At 65.5% G+C, this 18757-nt stretch carries 15 protein-coding genes and 1 riboswitch; of the genes, 7 read left to right on the top strand and 8 right to left on the bottom strand.

Going from position 1 to position 18757, the window contains the following annotated elements; translation table 11 throughout:
* Positions 1–191: 191 nt before the first annotated feature.
* Positions 192–530 carry a P-II family nitrogen regulator gene (gene glnK, locus AC1D1F_RS11835; protein ID WP_007873831.1) on the bottom strand — a complete coding sequence of 113 codons (339 nt, stop codon included), beginning with the start codon at positions 528–530 and terminating at the stop codon, positions 192–194.
* Between the two features lie 309 nt (positions 531–839).
* Between glnK and AC1D1F_RS11830 the strand changes: the two genes are divergently transcribed.
* Positions 840–2384, top strand: a complete 1545-nt coding sequence (locus AC1D1F_RS11830) for a YifB family Mg chelatase-like AAA ATPase (protein WP_477678555.1) — start codon at positions 840–842, stop codon at positions 2382–2384.
* Positions 2385–2400: 16 nt separating this feature from the next.
* Here AC1D1F_RS11830 and AC1D1F_RS11825 read toward each other — a convergent pair whose 3' ends face one another.
* The 5 genes from AC1D1F_RS11825 to AC1D1F_RS11805 form a co-directional block, all read right to left on the bottom strand.
* A complete protein-coding gene (locus AC1D1F_RS11825) occupies positions 2401–3723 on the bottom strand; it encodes an HdeD family acid-resistance protein (RefSeq protein ID WP_477678554.1) in 1323 nt (440 codons plus the stop codon).
* 190 nt (positions 3724–3913) lie between these two features.
* Positions 3914–4723: a glycine zipper 2TM domain-containing protein gene (locus AC1D1F_RS11820; protein ID WP_477696110.1), complete on the bottom strand. Its 810-nt coding sequence runs from the start codon at positions 4721–4723 to the stop codon at positions 3914–3916.
* Between the two features lie 175 nt (positions 4724–4898).
* Complete coding sequence (gene metH, locus AC1D1F_RS11815) at positions 4899–7652, bottom strand: methionine synthase (RefSeq protein ID WP_477696111.1); 2754 nt, start codon at positions 7650–7652, stop codon at positions 4899–4901.
* 15 nt (positions 7653–7667) lie between these two features.
* A riboswitch (S-adenosyl-L-homocysteine riboswitch) is annotated at positions 7668–7762 on the bottom strand.
* Positions 7763–7834: 72 nt separating this feature from the next.
* Positions 7835–8818, bottom strand: coding sequence for a Bug family tripartite tricarboxylate transporter substrate binding protein (locus AC1D1F_RS11810; protein ID WP_477696112.1), 984 nt, complete (start codon positions 8816–8818; stop codon positions 7835–7837).
* A 201-nt stretch (positions 8819–9019) separates the two neighbouring features.
* Entirely contained in the window at positions 9020–10066 is a 1047-nt protein-coding gene (locus AC1D1F_RS11805) for a homocysteine S-methyltransferase family protein (protein ID WP_477696113.1), read from the bottom strand.
* 68 nt (positions 10067–10134) lie between these two features.
* Here AC1D1F_RS11805 and AC1D1F_RS11800 point away from each other — a divergent pair, with 68 nt between their 5' ends.
* Both AC1D1F_RS11800 and recQ read left to right on the top strand, forming a co-directional pair.
* Positions 10135–10527 (top strand): rhodanese-like domain-containing protein, encoded by a 393-nt coding sequence (locus AC1D1F_RS11800; protein ID WP_436155697.1) that lies wholly within the window; start codon positions 10135–10137, stop codon positions 10525–10527.
* Positions 10528–10584: 57 nt separating this feature from the next.
* On the top strand, positions 10585–12468 hold the full coding sequence (gene recQ / locus AC1D1F_RS11795) for a DNA helicase RecQ (protein WP_477654403.1): 1884 nt from the start codon (positions 10585–10587) through the stop codon (positions 12466–12468).
* A 47-nt stretch (positions 12469–12515) separates the two neighbouring features.
* On the opposite strand, the gene AC1D1F_RS11790 is transcribed toward recQ, so the two are convergent.
* Positions 12516–13553, bottom strand: a complete 1038-nt coding sequence (locus tag AC1D1F_RS11790; protein ID WP_477696114.1) for a glycosyltransferase family 2 protein — start codon at positions 13551–13553, stop codon at positions 12516–12518.
* The gene (locus AC1D1F_RS11785; protein ID WP_477677689.1) at positions 13540–14055 is read right to left on the bottom strand and encodes a serine O-acetyltransferase; all 516 of its coding nucleotides are present in this window, start codon (positions 14053–14055) and stop codon (positions 13540–13542) included. Before AC1D1F_RS11785 ends, AC1D1F_RS11790 begins: the two co-directional genes overlap by 14 nt.
* 564 nt (positions 14056–14619) lie before the next feature.
* Between AC1D1F_RS11785 and AC1D1F_RS11780 the strand changes: the two genes are divergently transcribed.
* The 4 genes from AC1D1F_RS11780 to AC1D1F_RS11765 all read left to right on the top strand — a co-directional run bounded on the left by AC1D1F_RS11780 (position 14620) and on the right by AC1D1F_RS11765 (position 18751).
* A complete protein-coding gene (locus AC1D1F_RS11780; RefSeq protein WP_477696133.1) occupies positions 14620–15594 on the top strand; it encodes an amino acid ABC transporter substrate-binding protein in 975 nt (324 codons plus the stop codon).
* Positions 15595–15682: 88 nt separating this feature from the next.
* The gene (locus AC1D1F_RS11775) at positions 15683–16885 is read left to right on the top strand and encodes an amino acid ABC transporter permease (protein ID WP_477679232.1); all 1203 of its coding nucleotides are present in this window, start codon (positions 15683–15685) and stop codon (positions 16883–16885) included.
* Between the two features lie 3 nt (positions 16886–16888).
* A complete protein-coding gene (locus AC1D1F_RS11770; protein ID WP_477696115.1) occupies positions 16889–17992 on the top strand; it encodes an amino acid ABC transporter permease in 1104 nt (367 codons plus the stop codon).
* A gap of 15 nt (positions 17993–18007) precedes the next feature.
* A complete protein-coding gene (locus tag AC1D1F_RS11765; RefSeq protein WP_477654408.1) occupies positions 18008–18751 on the top strand; it encodes an amino acid ABC transporter ATP-binding protein in 744 nt (247 codons plus the stop codon).
* The last annotated feature ends 6 nt before the right edge of the window (positions 18752–18757 follow it).

Here is an 18757-nt window from a genome sequence, read left to right as displayed (position 1 = left end):
GGCCGCTGCCGCGGCTGCGGGCGCTGCAGGCGCCGCGGCTTCAGCCGGTTTGGCTTCCGCGGCCGAGGCGGCGGGCGCGGCTGCCGGGGCCTGCGCCATCACGGCGCCGGTTGTGAGCAGGCTCAGTCCCAGTACAAGGGAGGCAAGTAGTTTTTTCATGTCTATGTTCTCTTTATATTTGGGTTGAGCGCTTACAGCGCTTCCTTGCCGGTTTCACCGGTGCGGATGCGCACGACCTGCTCGAGGTTGTAGACAAAGACCTTGCCGTCGCCGATCTTGCCGGTGCGGGCGGCGCCCTCCACCGCTTCGATCACGCGGTCGACCAGGTCGTCGGACACAGCCGCCTCGATCTTGACCTTGGGCAGGAAGTCGACGACATATTCCGCGCCGCGGTACAGCTCGGTATGCCCTTTCTGGCGGCCGAAGCCCTTGACTTCGGTCACGGTGATGCCTTGCACGCCAATGCCGGACAGCGCCTCGCGCACTTCGTCCAGCTTGAACGGTTTGATGATGGCCGTTACGAGTTTCATTTCAGGTTTCCTCCAAGGATGAATAAGGAAGCGGCCCCTCGGTGCACCGCCCCGGCTGCTCTACAGGTTTTCTGGGCGCATGAAGATCGGAGCGCTCCGGTTCAGGGATTCCGAGGGTTGCCACAACAGGTCTTCAGATTCCGCAGGGTTCAATAGCACGTACCGTGCCAAAGCAGCCTGCCTTATGGACCGTAAGCCAGCCTGTTTTCCACCCGAGGCAGTGGGCGTTCTAGAATCCAGGCAAACAATGAGCACCAAATTGGGGCGCATGTCGCGCACAACTTTGGGGCAAAACAGGGGAGTTGCTTCATGAGCTTGTCTTTAGTGCACAGCCGCGCCTTGTTGGGGCTGGAGGCGCGGCCGGTCTGCGTCGAGGTCCACCTGGCCAACGGCCTGCCCAGCTTCACGCTGGTCGGCCTGGCGGAGACCGAGGTCAAGGAGGCCCGGGAGCGCGTGCGCTCGGCCATCCAGAACACCGGCCTGGAGTTTCCGGCCAATAAAAGAATCACCGTCAACCTCGCGCCGGCCGACCTGCCCAAGGATTCCGGCCGCTTCGACCTGCCGATCGCGCTGGGCATACTCGCGGCCAGCAGCCAGGTCGACGCCCGCAAGCTCGAAGGGTATGAATTCGCCGGCGAGCTCTCCCTGGGCGGCGACCTGCGGCCGGTGCGCGGCGCGCTCGCCATGAGCCTGGCGCTGGCGCGCACCGAGCGCGCCGCCGCGGGCGCCTTGCCCAAGCTCGTCCTGCCCGACGCCAGCGCCCAGGAGGCAGCCCTGGTTCCGGGCGCGGAGATTTTCCGGGCGCACCATTTGCTCGACGTCGTCAGGCAGTTCTTGCCGGGAGACGCCGCCGTCGAAGCGCTGGACGGCTGGGCGCAAGTGAAACCGTTGGCGCTGCCCGCGCCATCGGCCTACCTGGACCTGGCCGACGTAAAAGGCCAGGCAGCGGCACGGCGCGCGCTGGAGATCGCGGCGGCCGGCGGACACAGCGTGCTGATGATGGGGGCGCCCGGTTCCGGCAAATCGATGCTGGCCCAGCGCTTTGCCGGCCTGCTGCCGGCCATGACCACCGAGGAGGCGCTTGAAAGCGCGGCCGTGGCCTCTTTGGGCGGCCGCTTCTCGCTGGACAAGTGGGCGCAACGCCCGACCTGCGCGCCGCACCATACCGCCAGCGCCGTGGCGCTGGTCGGCGGCGGCTCACCGCCCCGGCCCGGCGAAATCTCGCTGGCGCACCGCGGCGTGCTCTTCCTCGACGAGCTGCCCGAGTTCCCGCGCGCGGCGCTCGAGGCGCTGCGCGAGCCGCTGGAATCCGGCAGCATCACCATCTCGCGGGCCGCCCAGCGCGCCGAATTCCCGGCCCGTTTCCAGCTGGTCGCGGCCATGAACCCCTGCCCTTGCGGCTACCTCGGCTCCAGCTTGCGGACCTGCCGCTGCTCGCCCGAGCTGGTGGCGCGCTACCAGGGCAAACTCAGCGGCCCGCTGCTGGACCGCATAGACCTGCATGTGGAAGTCGGCGCGCTGGCGGCCGATGAACTGGTGAACGCCCCGCCCGGCGAGGCCACGGCCGACATCCGGCTTCGTGTCGTCGCGGCCCGCGACCGCGCCACGGCCCGGCAAGGCTGCACCAACCAGGCGCTGGAAGGCCGCGCCATAGACGCGCAATGCCAGCTCGACGATACGGCCGCGAAATTCCTCAACACCGCGGCCGCCCGGCTGGGCTGGTCGGGACGCGGCATCCACCGCTGCCTGAAAGTGGCCCGAACCATCGCCGACCTGGCCGGCGCACAGGCCGTGCAGACGGTGCATGTAGCGGAGGCGGTGCAATACCGCCGGGCGCTGAAGGCCGCCCAGTAATACTGGCGTTTTTCAGTTAGAGCGGCCTGCGCGCTTTGCGGGTTTTCCACCAGCGCGACAGATGCACCTTTAGGTCGTGGCGCGGGTGGGTGATGCGCCGCACGGCGCTCACGTAATCAAGCGCCAACCCCGGCGTCCAGGCCATGGCTTCAGCGCGCACGCGCGCGCTGCCGGCCATCCACACGTCGGGGTGCAATGCCAGCCGAAGAAGTGTGCGCCAGAAAGGTTTGCCGGCAAAGACGCCTTCCATGGCCGCGTCCACGGCCTGCGTCACCACGACGGAACAATTGCGGCTGGTGAGGTTGTAGGTGTCGTCCCGGTGGTAGACGTCCCAGAAGGCCTGGAGGTAGCTTCTGTTGTAGACGCGAAAATGCAGCTTGTGGGTGGAAGGCCGGGTCGCCGCGGCTTCTTCGGCATAGGCCGGCAGCCAGACGCCGGGATGGTCGTTGCCCGAAGTGGCGCGCAGGTGGCCGACCAGGTTGGCCTGCGTGATGGCCAGGCGGACCCGCGGGTGGTGGCTGATGTACAGGCCGTCATCACATTCCAGCGCGATATGGCCGGTTGAGACGCGGCCCTTCTTGGTCATGGAGGCGATGTAGCGCTCGATCAGCGGAAGGCGTATGCGGTCCTGCTTGTCGTCGACCCCGTCGACCGCCGTCCAGACATGCACGATCATGTGGCCGGCGGCGGCGTTCGCGGCCAGCACCTCGGGGGTGGCCGGCGCCGCATCGGGTGGCAGCACCCGGGTGCCGCTGTAAAGCTCAACGGCCGCCAGCCGGGAGCCGCGCGGCAGGCGCCTGAGCCGCCAGGCGCCGCGCATCAGGACATAGCCGCCGACGCCCAGCGCCAGGCCGGTGCACAGCGACACGTTCATGCTGGAGGGCACGGGCCAGTCGGTGAACAGCAACAGCGCCAGCAGCAGGTAAGCCCAGCCTGTCAGGTTGGACTTGCGCCAGCTCGGGTAGCGAATCAACCAGCTGGAGACGATGCGGATCAAGCCGTTGAAGGTGAAAGCGGCGCCAAACAGGATGCCGGCGGCGATCGCGTTGTCCCAGGGGAAGTCCAGCACCAGGCAGGCACACACCACCATGGCCGCGCCGCGCAGCAGCTCGAAACGGCGCCGCATTCGCGCGTGGGTTGCACCCACCACCATCTCGACAAGCCCCTGGGCCAGCAGCACCGCGCCCAGCACCCAGGTGGCGACGTCGGCCACGCCGTCCACCAGGTCGACCAGCAGAACGGCGCCGAAGAGCGCGGCCAGCACGCCGGCCGCCATGAAAATTTTCCAGCGCCCGACCAGCGCATCGCCGCCAAAAAGAATCAACGCAAGTCTGAACATGTTTCTGCCGTTGTGCTGCCGCGAGGCGGCCGGAGGGGCTGGCTTTATTTCAACTCACTTCAATGGCGCGAAGTCCACTACCCCCTGTCATAAGCCGGGCCATCATAGCGCCGCGCCCCCGGGCGGCGGACGTAAAAAAGCCCCGCAACCTGGCGTTGCGGGGCGCTTGGAGCCATGCCGGCCGGACCGGTCAGCGGTTGTAGTACGGAGAAGGCTCGGCGGCAGGCTGTGCGGCCACGGGCGCGGGCGCCGGCTTGGGACCGTAGGTGGCGCCGTCGCCGGTGCGCAGCACATTGCCTTCCACCGTCACGCGGCTGCCCACGCTGGGCGCGCGCGCCACTTCCACCAGGCGCTGCGAGCCGTCTTCCATGCGCACGCCGACCTGGTAGACGGTTTCCTTGCGCATATGCCCTTCAATCGCGTTGCCGGCAAAACCGCCGCCGACGGCGCCCAGGATGGTGGCCGCGGTGCGGCCGCCGCCATGGCCGACCTGGTTACCGAGCACGGCGCCCAGCACGCCACCGGCAACGGCGCCCGCGCCGACACCTGCGGGCTTGGTGGAGCGTTCAACGGGCGTGACCGATTCAACGGCGCCGCACACATGGCAGACCTGCGCCACAACAACCGGTGCGGGCGTGGGGCCGGGAGCGGGCGAAATGCCGGCGTAGCTGGGCGCGGGCGCCGGTTTAGGCGTGGGTTTGGCGACTTTTTTGGCAGGCACGGGCGCGGGCTTGGCGGGGGCCGCGGCGGGCTTTTCAGCCAGGTCGTCGGCCGCGGTGGCGGCTGCGGCCACGGGCGGCGCGACTGCCGGAGCCACCGGTGCCTGCTGCGGCGCAGCCAGCGCCACGGGCGCGGCGACGGGCGGGTTTCGCATCTGGTAAATCATGGTGCCGCCCATGGCCAGGACGGCGACGCCCAGGATGCCGACGGCGGCCCACAAGGGCTTGCTGGCCGACGAGGCCTGCTGGCCGGGCTGGAGAGTTTCGGTGGATGTGTTCATGACAATTCCCTCTGGTGAAATCAAATCGCTGGCTCAACGTTGCGCAGTGCCTGTTCAACGTTTCGCATGCCGTGAAGGTAAACACGCTTTTGCAGGGAGCGGTGTATTTATGTAAACGCCGCCTATTTTCCGGCAAAGCTGCGGTAAATGCGAAGGAGAGCGGTAAGCCCGGAGCCTACAGGTTGGGCGCCAGCAAGCGCTGCAACTCAGCCGCCTTCAGGCCGCGCCGCTGCGCCAGGTCCTGCAGCTGGTCGTCGCCAATCTTGCCGACGTTGAAGTAAGTGCTCTGCGGGTGGCTCAGGTAGAAGCCGCTGACGCTGGCGGCCGGCGTCATGGCCAGGCTTTCGGTCAACGCCATGCCGATCTCGCCGGCCTTGAGCAGCTCGAACATCTCTTTCTTGACGCTGTGGTCGGGGCAGGCCGGGTAGCCGGGGGCCGGGCGTATGCCCTGGTATTTTTCGGCGATCAGCGCTTCGCTGTCCAGCGATTCGGCCGGCACATAACCCCACAGGTCCTTGCGCACGCGCTGGTGCAGGCTTTCGGCGAAGGCCTCGGCCAGGCGGTCGGCCAGGGCCTTGAGCATGATGGACGAGTAGTCGTCGTGGTCGTCGAGGAAGTATTTCTCTTTCTTCTCGGCGCCTATGCCGGCCGTCACGGCGAAGACGCCGATGTAGTCGGCAACACCCTTGGGCGCGACGAAGTCGGCCAGGCAGCGGCTGGGCCGCATCACGCCGTCAATCGCAGTTTTTTCGGTCTGCTGGCGCAGGCCGTACCAGGTCATGGCGACTTCGCTGCGCGTCTCGTCGGTGTAGATCTCGATGTCGTCGCCCACGCTGTTGGCCGGGTACAGCGCCATCACGCCGCTGGCGGTGAGCCAGCGGCCCTCGATCAGGCGCTTGAGCATGCGCTGCGCGTCGGCATAAACGCGCACGGCTTCCGTGCCCACCACCTCATCCTTGAGGATGGCCGGAAACGGGCCGGCCAGGTCCCAGGTCTGGAAGAAAGGGCCCCAGTCGATGTACTGCGCGAGTTCGGCCAGGTCGAAGTTCTTGAACATGCGCCGGCCGGTGAACTTGGGCACGGGCGGTGTGTAGCCGGCCCAGTCCATGGGCGTGGCATTGGCGCGCGCCTTGGCCAGCGGCCACATCGGCACCTGTTTTTTGTTGGCGTGCTGGGTGCGCACCTTGTCGTAGTCGGTATACAGGTCTTCGATGTATTTGGCGGCCTGGTCGGACAGCAGGCTTTGCGCCACGCTCACGCTGCGCGAGGCGTCGGGCACATACACCACCGGGCCTTCGTAGTGCGGCGAAATCTTGACGGCCGTATGCACACGGCTGGTGGTGGCGCCGCCTATCAACAGCGGGATCTTCTTGATGCGGAAATGCTCGTCCTTCTGCATCTCGGCGGCCACGTACTGCATTTCTTCCAGGCTGGGCGTGATCAGGCCGGACAGCCCGACGATGTCGGCGCCCTCGACCTTGGCGCGCGCCAGGATCTCATGGCAGGGCACCATCACGCCCATGTTCACGACCTCGAAGTTGTTGCACTGCAGGACCACCGTCACGATGTTCTTGCCGATGTCGTGCACGTCGCCCTTGACTGTGGCGATGATGATCTTGCCTTTGGTCTTGACGTCGCCGCCGGCGGCTTCGAGCAGCAGCTTTTCGGCCTCGATGTAAGGCAGCAGGTGCGCCACGGCCTGCTTCATCACGCGGGCGCTTTTGACCACCTGGGGCAGGAACATCTTGCCCTGGCCGAACAGGTCGCCGACGATGTTCATGCCGTCCATCAGCGGGCCTTCGATGACGTGCAGCGGGCGGCCGCCTTCGGCCAGAATCTCGCGGTACACCTCCTCGGTGTCTGTCACGATGTGCTCGTTCATGCCGTGGACCAGCGCGTGCGACAGCCGCTGGCGCACCGGCAGGGCGCGCCATTCGTTTTTCTTGCTGTCGTCCTTGGCGCCGCTTTTCGCGGTTTCGGCCACTTCGATCAGACGCTCGCTGGGCGTGAGTTCGGGCTCGCCCGGTTTGTAGACGGGCGCACGGTTGAGCACCACGTCCTCGACGCGTTCGCGCAGCACCGGATCCAGGTCGTCATACACGCCGACCATGCCGGCGTTGACGATGCCCATGTCCATGCCGGCCTGGATCGCGTGGTACAGGAACACGGTGTGGATGGCTTCGCGCACCGGGTCGTTGCCGCGGAAGCTGAAGGACACGTTGGACACGCCGCCGGAAACCTTGGCGCCGGGCAGGTTCTGCTTGATCCAGCGCGTGGCGTTGATGAAGTCGACCGCGTAGTTGTTGTGCTCCTCGATACCGGTGGCGATCGCGAAGATGTTGGGATCGAAAATGATGTCCTCGGGGGGGAAGCCGAGCTCGTCGACCAGCACGCGGTAAGCGCGTTCGCAGATCTCGACCTTGCGCTCGTAGGTGTCGGCCTGGCCTTTTTCATCGAAGGCCATGACCACGGCCGCCGCGCCGTAGCGCTTGAGCAGTTTGGCCTGCTGCTTGAAGGGCTCCAGGCCCTCCTTCATCGAGATCGAGTTGACGATGCCCTTGCCCTGGATGCAACGCAGGCCGGCCTCGATGACGCTCCACTTGGAGCTGTCGATCATGATGGGCACGCGGGCGATGTCGGGTTCGCTGGCGATCAGGTTCAGGAAACGCACCATGGCGGCCTGACTGTCCAGCATGGCCTCGTCCATGTTGATGTCGATGATCTGCGCGCCGTTTTCAACCTGCTGGCGGGCGACCGCCAGGGCCTGCTCGTATTCACCGTTCAGGATCATGCGGGCAAAGGCCTTGGAGCCGGTGACGTTGGTGCGCTCGCCGATGTTGACGAACAGGGTGCCCGCGCCGATGTTGACCGGCTCCAGGCCGGACAGCTTCATGGGGGGGACGAAGACGGAATTTTCGGTTTCAGACACGGACTCACCTTAAGGCCAAGGTGAGCGTCGTTGCCGCAGGCGTGCCGAGAGGGCGGCCTGTAACCCAAGCCTGACGGACGCTGGGGTCCGCTGCAACGCTCCTTGGGTTGCCGGTATTTTACCGGCTGAACGCCCTGTTGCGCCATCCCCCGGTGCGAATGCCCCGGGGAACGGAGTGCTACTTAATCGAGTTTGATCTTGGCAACCTTGATGAGGCGGCCGTAATCGGCGTGCTCTTTCATGACCATGTAGGCGAAGTCCGCCGAGGTCATGGGGCTGGGCGTGGCGCTCATGCGTGCAAATTTTTCGGCCGTGTCGGGCGTGTTGAGCGCGGCGGCGAAGGCTTTTTGCAGCTGGTCGGTCGTGGCTTTGGGCAGGTTGGCCGGGCCGAAGATGCCGAACCAGGTGCTGATGTGGAAGCCGGGCAGCACATCGTTGATGGTGGGGATCTCGGTGAAGCTGCTGGAGCGGTTGATGGTGGTCACGCCGAAGGCCACCAGCTTGCCCGACTTGATGTTGGCGCTGGCCGAGGCCAGGTTGTCGAACATCAGGTCGGTCTGGCCGGACAGCAGGCCGGTCTGCGCCTGGGCCGAGCCGCTGGAAGGCAGGTGCACCACGCTGATCTTGGCCAGGCTTTTGAACAGCTCGCCCGCGAGGTGGCCGGCGCTGCCGTTGCCGCCGGAGGCGTAGTTCAGCCGGCCGGGGTTCTTGCGCGCATAGGCGATCAGGTCCTTGGTGTCCTTGATGTTCAGGCGTTTCGCCGTCTCGGCGTTCATGACCAGCACATTGGGCACACGAGCCACCAGCGTGATGGGAGTGAAGTCCTTCAGCGCGTCGTAAGGCATGTTGGGGTAGAGCCAGGGGTTGATGGCGTGGGTGGCCACCGCGCCCATCACCAGCGTATGGCCGTCGGCCGGCGCCTTGGCGACCATCGCGGCGCCCACGTTGCCGCCGGAACCGGGCCGGTTGTCGACCGTCACTTCGGTCTTGAGCAGGGGGCGCAGCTTCTCGGCCAGGATGCGCGCAGCATTGTCCAGCGGGCCGCCGGCCGGGTACGGGACGATGATGGTGACCGGTTTTTGCGGCGCCAGCTGCGCATGGGCCCCCAGGGCGGCCGTGGCCACGGCGAATGCCGCGGCGATCTTGATGAATGAACGCACGTTCATGATTTCCTTAGTTGTGATGTTGTGTTGTGTCCGGCCACGGGCAGGCTGCGGGGCGCAGCGCCGGATGGTGAAAACCAAGCCTGACAAACGGGCCTGACTATAGCCGCTAAATGTGACGCGCCGGGGTGGATCCCGTCTGGATACTTTGTAACGGCCGGGGTGGAAAGCAAGAGATAAGGAGGCCGGGAAGGCCCCTCACCCTCAGGCGGCTTCCTTGTAGAAGCCGCCGCGCTGCAGCGAGCGCGCGGCCACGGGGGCCACGGCGTGGGCAATCGCGCCGATGTGGTCAGGCGTGGTGCCGCAGCAGCCGCCCACGATGTTGACCAGGCCTTCATCGGCGAACTCGCGCAGCAGGCGCGAGGTGACGTCGGGCGTCTCGTCAAAGCCGGTGTCGCTCATGGGATTGGGCAGGCCGGCATTGGGATAGCAGCTGATGAAGGTGTCGCCGGCCACGCGGGCCAGTTCCTGGATGTAGGGGCGCATCAGGGTGGCGCCCAGCGCGCAGTTGAGGCCGATCGCCAGCGGCGCGGCATGGCGCACGCTGTGCCAGAAAGCCGTCACGGTCTGCCCGCTCAGGATGCGGCCCGAGGCGTCGGTCACGGTGCCGCTGATGATCAGGGGCAGGCGCTCGCCGGAGTTGTCGAAGTATTCGTCGATGGCGAAAAGCGCCGCCTTGGCGTTGAGCGTGTCGAAGATGGTTTCGACCAGCAGCACGTCGCTGCCGCCCTTGACCAGCGCCTCGGTCTGTTCGTAATAAGCCTTGCGCAGCTCTTCAAAGCTGGTGTTGCGCGCGCCGGGATCGTTCACGTCGGGGCTGATGCTGGCCGTCTTGGGCGTGGGGCCCAGGGCGCCGACCACGAAGCGCGGCTTGTCGGGCGTGGAGAACTTGTCGCAGGCGGCGCGCGCGATGCGGGCCGATTCGTAATTCATCTCGACGGCCAGCTCGGCCATGTCGTAATCGCCCTGCGCCACCGTGGTCGCGCCGAAGGTGTTGGTTTCAATCATGTCGGCGCCCGCGGCCAGGTAGCCTTCGTGGATGTCCTGGATCACGTCGGGGCGCGTGAGGCTCAGCAATTCGTTGTTGCCCTTGACGTCCTTGTGGAAGTCCTTGAAGCGCTCGCCGCGGTACTGGGCCTCGTTCAATTTGAAGCGCTGGATCATGGTGCCCATGGCGCCGTCGAGGATGGCGATGCGTTGTTCCAGGATGGCCGGCAATTGCTGCCCGCGGGTGTAGATGATTGGCTTCATGCCAGCATTTTAAAGTGGGCTCCGTTTTGCGTCGGACTTTCCTCGACAATAGGGGTATTGCCCTGATCATGAAAAATTTTCAACCCAAAGAAGCCTGGTCCTGGTTGCAGGCGCATCCCGATGCGCTGTTTGTGGACGTGCGCATGGAAATCGAGTCGCTGTATGTCGGCCGTCCGCCGGGCGTGGTCAATGTGCCGTGGTACGAGTACCCCGACCTGCAGCCCGACGCGCAGAAGTTCGCCGAAGCCGTGGCGCGCGAGGCCGCCGGCAAGGCGCAGCCGGTGCTGCTGATCTGCCGCTCCGGCAAGCGCACGCTGGATGCCGGCAAGGCGCTGGAGGCGGCCGGCTTCACCGACGTGCAGCATGTGGTGCACGGCTTCGAGGGCGAACTCGACGAGCAGTTCCAGCGCTCCACACTCTCGGGCTGGCGCTTTGACGGCCTGCCCTGGGAGCAGATGTAGCCTTCGCTTTCCCGGCGTCCGCGCAGCAGGCTTCACCGCATCAATTTCATTCCAACCTTGTCCTCACTCCCCGTCTCCCCCCTTCCCACCCCTTTGCACGTACTGGCCGAGGTGTTCGGTTACGACAGCTTCCGGGGCCCGCAGGAAGCCATCGTGGACCACGTGGTGCGCGGCGGCGACGCGCTGGTGCTGATGCCCACGGGTGGCGGCAAGTCGCTGTGCTACCAGATACCGGCCATCGTGCGGCAGCAGGCCGGCCACGGCGTGACGGTGGTGATCTCGCCGCTGATCGCGCTGATGCACGACCAGGTCGGCGCGCTGCACGAGGCCGGCGTGTCGGCGGCTTTCCTCAATTCCACGCAGAGCTTTGACGAAAGCAGCCAGCTCGAAAAACAGCTGCTGCGTAACGAACTGACGCTGCTGTACGCCGCGCCCGAGCGCATCAACACGCCGCGCATGAAGGGCTTGCTGGCCTCGCTGCACGAGCGCGGGCTGCTGAGCCTGTTCGCGATCGACGAGGCCCACTGCGTGAGCCAGTGGGGCCACGACTTCCGGCCCGAATACCGCTCGCTAAGCCTGCTGCACGAGACCTTCCCCGACGTGCCGCGCATGGCGCTGACGGCCACGGCCGACGCGTTGACGCGCCAGGACATGATCGAACGCCTCAAGCTGGAGGACGCGCGCCAGTTCGTCAGCAGCTTCGACCGGCCCAACATCCGCTACACCATCGTCGAAAAGACCGACCCGACGCGCCAGCTGCTGCGTTTCATCGAGACCGAGCACGAGGGCGAAGCCGGCATCGTCTACTGCCAGTCGCGCAAGCGCGTGGAAGAGATCGCCGGCATGCTGCAGGACGCGGGCCTGAAGGCGCTGGCCTACCACGCGGGCCTCGATTCAACGCTGCGCCAGCAACGGCAGGACCGCTTCCTGCGCGAGGACGGCATCGTCATGGTCGCCACCATCGCCTTCGGCATGGGCATCGACAAGCCCGACGTGCGCTTCGTCGCCCACCTGGACATGCCCAAGAACATCGAGGGCTACTACCAGGAAACCGGCCGCGCCGGCCGCGACGGCCAGAGCGCCGACGCCTGGATGGTCTACGGCCTGCAGGACGTGGTGAACCAGCGGCGCATGATAGACACCAGCGAGGCCGCCAGCGAAGACTTCAAGCAGGTGATGCGCGGCAAGCTCGACGCGCTGCTGACCTTGGCCGAGGACACACGTTGCCGCCGCGTCAGCCTGCTCGGCTACTTCGGCGAAGACAGCCAGCCCTGCGGCAACTGCGACAACTGCCTGAACCCGCCGGCGGTGTGGGACGCCACCGAGGCGGCGCGCAAGATGCTCAGCTGCATCTACCGCGTGCAGCAGGCCAGCGGCATCAGCTTCGGCGCCGGCCACATCATGGACATCCTGCGCGGCAAGGCCACCGAAAAAGTGGCCCAGCACGGGCACGACAAGCTCAGCACCTTCGGCATAGGCGCGGACCTGGCCGAGGCGCAATGGCGCGGCGTGCTGCGCCAGCTGATCGCGCGCAACATGGTGCGCGTGGACGCCGAGGCCTTCAGCACCCTGCAGCTGATGCCCGATGCGCGCCAGGTGCTCAAGGGCGAGGTCAGCGTGGTGCTGCGCGAGCAGGCGGCGGGCGCCAAGGCCGGCGGGCGCGGCAAGCGCGTGACCAAGACCTCGGTCAAGGGCCTGGCCGAAGCCGCGCTCAACGCCGGCGCACTCGAGCGCCTGGCGCGCCTCAAAGCCTGGCGCGCTGAAGTCGCGCGCGAGCACAACCTGCCGGCCTTCGTGATCTTCCACGACGCAACCTTGCGCGCAATTGCGGAACGCGCACCGCAAGGTGTCGCCGACCTCGAAGGCATCAGCGGTATCGGCGTCAAAAAGCTCGAGGCCTACGGGGCCGAAGTGCTGCGCGTCTGCGCAGCAACGGCTTAGGCCTTCGCAAGCCGGCGGCCGAAACCCGCGCGGTACGCCTTGGCCGCTTAAACCGCGCCAGGCGTATTCCGGATCTCGACGCTGTCTATGGCCGCGCGGGCGGGGCGCTGCGGCGTCAACAGCCCGCGAACCAGGCCGGCAGCGTTAAAACACCACGACACGACCGAAAACACGGCTTTTGTGGCGCTGCGTTTTCGCCATGCCATCAACAGGATGGGTACCGCCGCAATGCAAGAGAAGGCCGCGACGCGCGCTGTCCACGGCAGGGGCGCCACCAAAACGGCGAACAGCACGGCCCACCATCCCAGCACGGCGACATACAGCCGCAACTCGCGCACCCGCGTCAGCACCAGCCCCAGGTGCGATTCGCCCCAGGCCGCGCGCAGCACTTCACCCAGGCCGCAGATGTAGCGGCTGCGCCAGCGGCGCACCAGCAACTGGTAGGGAGGCGCATCGTGGCCATGGTGCCGCACGGAATCGGTGCCCAGGCGCCACAATTTCCAGCCCCTGGCATGCAGGCGCATGGCCAGGTCAAACTCCTCATAGCTGTGCAGATTGCGGTCTGAAAAATACCCGGCTTGCTCCACCGCGGCCCTGCGGTACAGGCCGCCCATGTCCAGCCGGTCCACCGTGCCCGCCCGCATGTGGCCCAAACCCCGCTCCACGCGCGCCACATATTCCAGGCTGCTGGTATTCATTTCAACGACTTGCCCTCCCACGCCGGCCACGTCGGGGTGCGCCTGCATGAAGGCCAGCGCCTCCGGCAAAAAACCGGGCAGCATTTCCATGTCGCCGTCCAGGATGTAAACAAATTCGCCCACCGAATGCTGGTAACCCAGCTGGGGGCCGACGCCGCAGCAGCGCTCATCGGCGCGTGCCAGTTGCACGATACGGATGGGATAAGCAGAGGCCAACGCCACGGTGCGGTCGCTGGAGCAGGAATCGGCGAGCACCACCTCGCCACCGACCATCCGGACGGCCGTCAGCGCACTCTCCACTGCGGCGACGATGCGCTTTTCTTCGTTCAGGGCCTTGATGACGATGCTCACCCGGCATGGGGCACCTGTGGCTTCAGAGGGCTGCATCATTTTTACCTCGCAAAATAATGCGGGCCGGCACTCCCACGGCAAGCGCGCCGACGGGAACGTCCGTGATCACCACCGCATTGGCGCCAATGTCAACGTCATCCCCAATCCGTATGGCCCCAAGGATCTTCGCGCCGGCGCCGATGTTCACACGGTTGCCGATGTGCGGCGCTTCCAGCGGCCTGTCCATGCGCTGGTTGCCGATGGTGACGCCCTGGCGGATGATGCAGTCGTCCCCGATCACGGCCTTGCCATGCACCACAATCGCGCCGGAATGTTCTATGACGAGGCGTCTCCCGATCTGGGCCGAGACCCCGATCGTGACGCCGCAAAACATTTCAGCCAGCTTGGCCAGTACCAGATGCAGGGCGCCAAGCGGGTAGCGCACCAGCCTGGACTGATACCGGTAGCGCAAATGCCCCAGCCTGTATACCTGTAGCGCCCAGAAGCCCAGGGACAGAACGCCTTCCTGCGCCGCACGCAAGTCCTCAAGAAAAGCCATCGCTATTGACCTTCCATAACGCACATTGAGACGTGACAAGCACTCGCACGGTCGCAGGCTCCAACGGGGGGCGGTTCGGAGTTCCAGGAAGAAGTCCGCGGCAAGCGCTTCAGAACCCGGCAAAGCCGGGGCGATAAATCTCAGCTCTCGCAGAGGAAAAGTGCAAGATTCGTACCAATGGACTTGCCAGAGATTGAGCTGGCAGCGGCTGTATCAGCAGCGCAGGCGGGTCGTAAAGAAGACCGTTGTGCCCGGTTTTGGGGCAGCCGGGCCAGCACAAGGCGGCGGCCGGGACGGGAAATCTTCCGCTTTGTGTCCATGCGCCATGCCTGGCGTGCATATCAACCCCCCGTTAAGCTCATGACGCATTTTTCGCAAGGGTTTATCCCGAGCGAATAGGCCTTTACATCCGCTTGGCGCACGCAATGCTTGGGTTAGCATTTCGGCGCTGGCACGCATCGTGCTGGACCTCATAAGTTTCACTGACTGGAGAATCCCGTGATCAAAATCGCAAAAAAACATGGCCTTGCCACGCTGGCTGCCGCCGGCCTCACCCTTGCTGCGATGGCGCCCGCCCACGCCGGCAAGACACTGGATGCCATCAAGGCACGCGGCCAGGTCATCTGCGGCGTGAACGTCGGCCTGGCGGGCTTTTCCTCCGCCGACAGCAACGGCGCCTGGACCGGTCTTGACGTGGACACCTGCAAGGCCATCGCCGCCAGCGTGCTGGGCGACGCCAGCAAGGTCAAATGGGTTCCCCTGAACGCCCAGCAGCGCTTCACCGCGCTGCAGTCCGGCGAAGTGGACGTGCTCTCGCGCAACACCACCTTCTCGTTGACCCGCGACGCGTCGCTGGGCCTGCACATGACCGCCGTCACCTATTACGACGGCCAGGGTTTCATGGTTCCCGTGAAGAGCAAAGTCAAAAGCGCCAAGTCGCTGAAGAACGCCACGGTCTGCGTGCAGTCCGGCACCACGACCGAAAAAAACCTGACCGATTTCTCCAAGGCCAACAACCTGAACATGAAGCCCGTGGTGTTTGAAAAGCAGGAGGCCGTCAACGCCGCCTACTTCTCGGGCCGCTGCCAGGCTTACACGACGGACGCCTCGGGCCTGGCTTCGGTGCGCAACAAGGAAGCCAAGGTTCCCGCCGACCACCTGATCCTGCCCGAGCTGATCTCCAAGGAGCCGCTGGGCCCCATGGTGCGCCGCGGTGACGACGAGTGGTTCGCCATCGTCAAGTGGGTGGTGTACGGCCTGGTCGAAGCCGAAGAGTACGGCGTGACCCAGGCCAATGTCGACGCCATGACCAAGGACAGCAAGGACCCCGTGGTCATGCGCCTGACCGGCAGCGGCGAGGACACCGGCAAGCTGTTGGGCCTGGACAAGGAGTGGCTGGTGCGCGCCGTCAAGGCCGTCGGCAACTACGGCGAGATCTTCGAACGCAACGTCGGCCCCAAGACGCCGCTGGCGCTGCCGCGAGGCCAGAACAACCAGTGGAACAAGGGCGGCCAGATGTACGCCATGCCGGTGCGCTGACCTGATCACCTGATTCCGATGCGCTAACGCAACGGGCCGCTCACAACCACACGTTGTCGAGCGGCCCGCTTTTTTGGGTACCCCGTTTATGTCCGAGCACTCCCTGATTCCCCCGCGCCCGGCTCCGGCCCTGCGGCGCAAGGTTTTTTCCTGGCGCAGCAAGCAGGCGCGCGCCATCGTCTACCAGATAGCCGCCGTCAGCCTGATCGTCTTCCTGATCTGGCTGCTGGTCAGCAACACCATGGCCAACATGAAGACCCGCGGCATCCAGAGCGGCTTCGACTTCCTGATGCAACCGGCCGGATTCGACATCGGCGAAGGCTGGCTCAATTACGACTCCATAGACCCCTACTGGAAAGCCTTCCTGGTCGGGCTGGTCAACACGCTGCGCGTGGCGGTGGTCGGCATCGTGCTGACCTCAACCCTGGGCACCCTGCTGGGCGTGGGCCGCTTCTCGCGCAACGCCCTGGTGCGCGCGCTGTGCTACGGCTACGTGGAGACCTTCCGCAACATCCCGGTGCTGCTGCAACTGCTGATGTGGTACCTGCTGTTCACCGAATACCTGCCGGCCATCGACCAGGCGCTGCACATCGGCAAATGGGTTTACGTCAGCAAGAACGGCCTCTCCTACCCTTCGCCGGTATGGAAGCTGGGCCAGACGCTGGCGCTTGTGGGCGCCCTGGTCGGTGTCGCGGCCAGCGTGTTCTATGCACGTAGCGCGCGCCGGCAGTTCGACCTGACCGGCAAACCGCGGCCGGTGTTCTGGGTGTCTTTGGCGCTGGTCATCGGCGGTGCGCTGCTTGGCTGGCTCGCCGGCGGCGCGCCCAACGAATGGAACATGCCGTTGCTGACCGAGTCGCAGGTCGAAGGCGGCGGGGCACTGTCGCCGGAGTACCTCGCGGTGCTGCTGGGCCTGGTGCTCTACACCTCCGCCTTCGTGGCCGAAGTGGTGCGCGCCGGCATCGCCTCGGTGTCGCTGGGCCAGCATGAGGCCAGCGCCTCGCTGGGCCTGTCGCGCGGCCACTCGATGCGGCTGGTGGTGCTGCCGCAGGCGCTACGGGTCATCATCCCGCCGCTGACCAACCAGTACCTCAACCTCACCAAAAATTCCTCGCTGGCCGTCGCCGTGGGTTACCCGGACCTGGTCTCCATCGCCAACACCTCGCTGAACCAGACCGGCCGGGCCGTGGAGTGCATCGCCATCATCATGCTGATCTACCTGAGCACCTCGCTGGCGACGTCCGGCCTGATGAATTGGTTCAACAGCCGTGCCGCCATCAAGGAGCGCTGAGCGATGAGCAAAACCTTTGTCCCGATCGCAGCCCGCCCCGCCCCCATCAAGATGGAGGGTGTCGGCCCCTGGCTGCGCAACAACCTGTTCTCCAGCATCGGCAATACGGTGATTTCCCTTGTCGTGCTCGCGCTGCTGGCGTGGGCCGCCTCGGGCATCGCGCAGTGGGGCATCTTCCATGCCGTCACCGCGGCCGACCCGGACGCCTGCCAGGCCGCGCGCGGCGTGGGCGCCTGCTGGGGCGTGATCCGCGAAAAGGGCCGCATCATCCTGCTGGGCCGCTACCCGCAGCCCGAACACTGGCGCGCGGAACTCGCCACCCTGCTGCTGTTGGGCCTGGTGGTGGCCAGCTGCGTACGCTGGTTCTGGAAGCCCTGGCTGGCGCTGCTGTGGGTCGCGGTGCTGGCGACCTTCTTCACGCTGATGAGCGGCGGTGTCCTGGGCCTGGCCAAGGTGACGACCGACCAGTGGGGCGGCCTGCCGCTGACCGTGATGCTCACGGTGATCTCGATGACCATCGCCTTCCCGATCGCCGTGGTGGTGGCGCTGGGGCGCCGCGCCAACATGCCGGCCATACGCACGCTGTGCGTCATCTACGTCGAGCTGATACGCGGCGTGCCGCTGATCTCGGTGCTGTTCATGGCCAGCTTCATGTTCCCGCTGTTCATGCCCATAGGCCAGTCGCCGGACGTGCTGGTGCGGGTCATCGTCGGCATCACGCTGTTCGCGGCTGCCTACATGGCCGAGATCGTGCGCGGCGGTTTGCAGTCCCTCTCCAAGGGCCAGACCGAGGCGGCCGCCAGCCTGGGGCTGGGCTACTGGCAGACGCAGGGCAAGATCGTGCTGCCGCAAGCCCTGGGCACCGTGGTCCCCAGCATCATGAACAATTTCATCTCGCTCTTCAAGGACACCTCGCTGGTGACCATCGTGTCGCTCTACGAACTCACGGGCGCGCTGTCGCTGGCCGTGGGCTCGGACCCGAACTGGCGCCCTTTCAAGATCGAAGCCTATATTTTCATTGCCGCGATTTATTTCACCTGCTGCTTCGCCATGTCGCGCTACAGCTTGTGGATTGAACGCCGGCTCGCCGTGGGCAAAGCCCGTTGAACAGGAAATAACAAAATGAGCGAACCCACCATCCACTTCGACAAGGTCAACAAATGGTACGGCAACAACTTCCACGTGTTGCGCGACATCGACCTTCAAGTCAAGCCGGGCGAGCGCCTGGTGATCTGCGGGCCTTCAGGCTCGGGCAAGTCCACCATGATCCGCTGCATCAACGCGCTGGAGGACTACCAGGAAGGCAAACTCACCGTCGCGGGCTCGCTGCTGGGCGACGACATCAAGGCGATTGACGCGGTGCGCCGCCAGGTCGGCATGGTGTTCCAGCAGTTCAACCTGTTCCCCCACCTGACGGTGCTGGAAAACCTCACGCTCTCGCCGACCTGGGTGGCGGGCCTGTCGAAAAAAGACGCGATCGAGCGCGCCATGGTGCAACTGGAGCGCGTGCGCATCGCCGAGCAGGCGCAGAAGTACCCCCTGCAGCTGTCGGGCGGCCAGCAGCAGCGCGTGGCGATTGCCCGGGCGCTGTGCCTCACGCCCAAGATCATGCTGTTCGACGAGCCCACCTCGGCGCTGGACCCGGAAATGATCAAGGAAGTGCTGGACGTGATGATGGAACTGGCCAACCAGGGCATGACCATGCTGTGCGTGACGCACGAAATGGGCTTTGCCAAAGCAGTAGCCGACCGCGTGATCTTCATGGACCAGGGCCAGATCGTCGAGGAGAACACGCCCACCGAGTTCTTCAACCATCCACAGACCGACCGGGCCAAGGATTTCCTGTCCAAAATTCTGGGGCATTAGACTACT

This window comes from Polaromonas sp. P1_H6, from assembly GCF_056405195.1.
Note: the sequence above shows the minus strand (reverse complement) of the source record. Positions and strands in the feature narration are given on the sequence as shown.

Coding starts and splice junctions, on each gene's coding strand:
- glnK (WP_007873831.1), bottom strand. CDS start 530: ATGAAACTCGTAACGGCCATCATCAAACCGTTCAAGCTGGACGAAGTG.
- AC1D1F_RS11830 (WP_477678555.1), top strand. CDS start 840: ATGAGCTTGTCTTTAGTGCACAGCCGCGCCTTGTTGGGGCTGGAGGCG.
- AC1D1F_RS11825 (WP_477678554.1), bottom strand. CDS start 3,723: ATGTTCAGACTTGCGTTGATTCTTTTTGGCGGCGATGCGCTGGTCGGG.
- AC1D1F_RS11820 (WP_477696110.1), bottom strand. CDS start 4,723: ATGAACACATCCACCGAAACTCTCCAGCCCGGCCAGCAGGCCTCGTCG.
- AC1D1F_RS11810 (WP_477696112.1), bottom strand. CDS start 8,818: ATGAACGTGCGTTCATTCATCAAGATCGCCGCGGCATTCGCCGTGGCC.
- AC1D1F_RS11805 (WP_477696113.1), bottom strand. CDS start 10,066: ATGAAGCCAATCATCTACACCCGCGGGCAGCAATTGCCGGCCATCCTG.
- AC1D1F_RS11800 (WP_436155697.1), top strand. CDS start 10,135: ATGAAAAATTTTCAACCCAAAGAAGCCTGGTCCTGGTTGCAGGCGCAT.
- AC1D1F_RS11790 (WP_477696114.1), bottom strand. CDS start 13,553: ATGCAGCCCTCTGAAGCCACAGGTGCCCCATGCCGGGTGAGCATCGTC.
- AC1D1F_RS11785 (WP_477677689.1), bottom strand. CDS start 14,055: ATGGCTTTTCTTGAGGACTTGCGTGCGGCGCAGGAAGGCGTTCTGTCC.
- AC1D1F_RS11780 (WP_477696133.1), top strand. CDS start 14,620: ATGGCGCCCGCCCACGCCGGCAAGACACTGGATGCCATCAAGGCACGC.
- AC1D1F_RS11775 (WP_477679232.1), top strand. CDS start 15,683: ATGTCCGAGCACTCCCTGATTCCCCCGCGCCCGGCTCCGGCCCTGCGG.
- AC1D1F_RS11770 (WP_477696115.1), top strand. CDS start 16,889: ATGAGCAAAACCTTTGTCCCGATCGCAGCCCGCCCCGCCCCCATCAAG.
- AC1D1F_RS11765 (WP_477654408.1), top strand. CDS start 18,008: ATGAGCGAACCCACCATCCACTTCGACAAGGTCAACAAATGGTACGGC.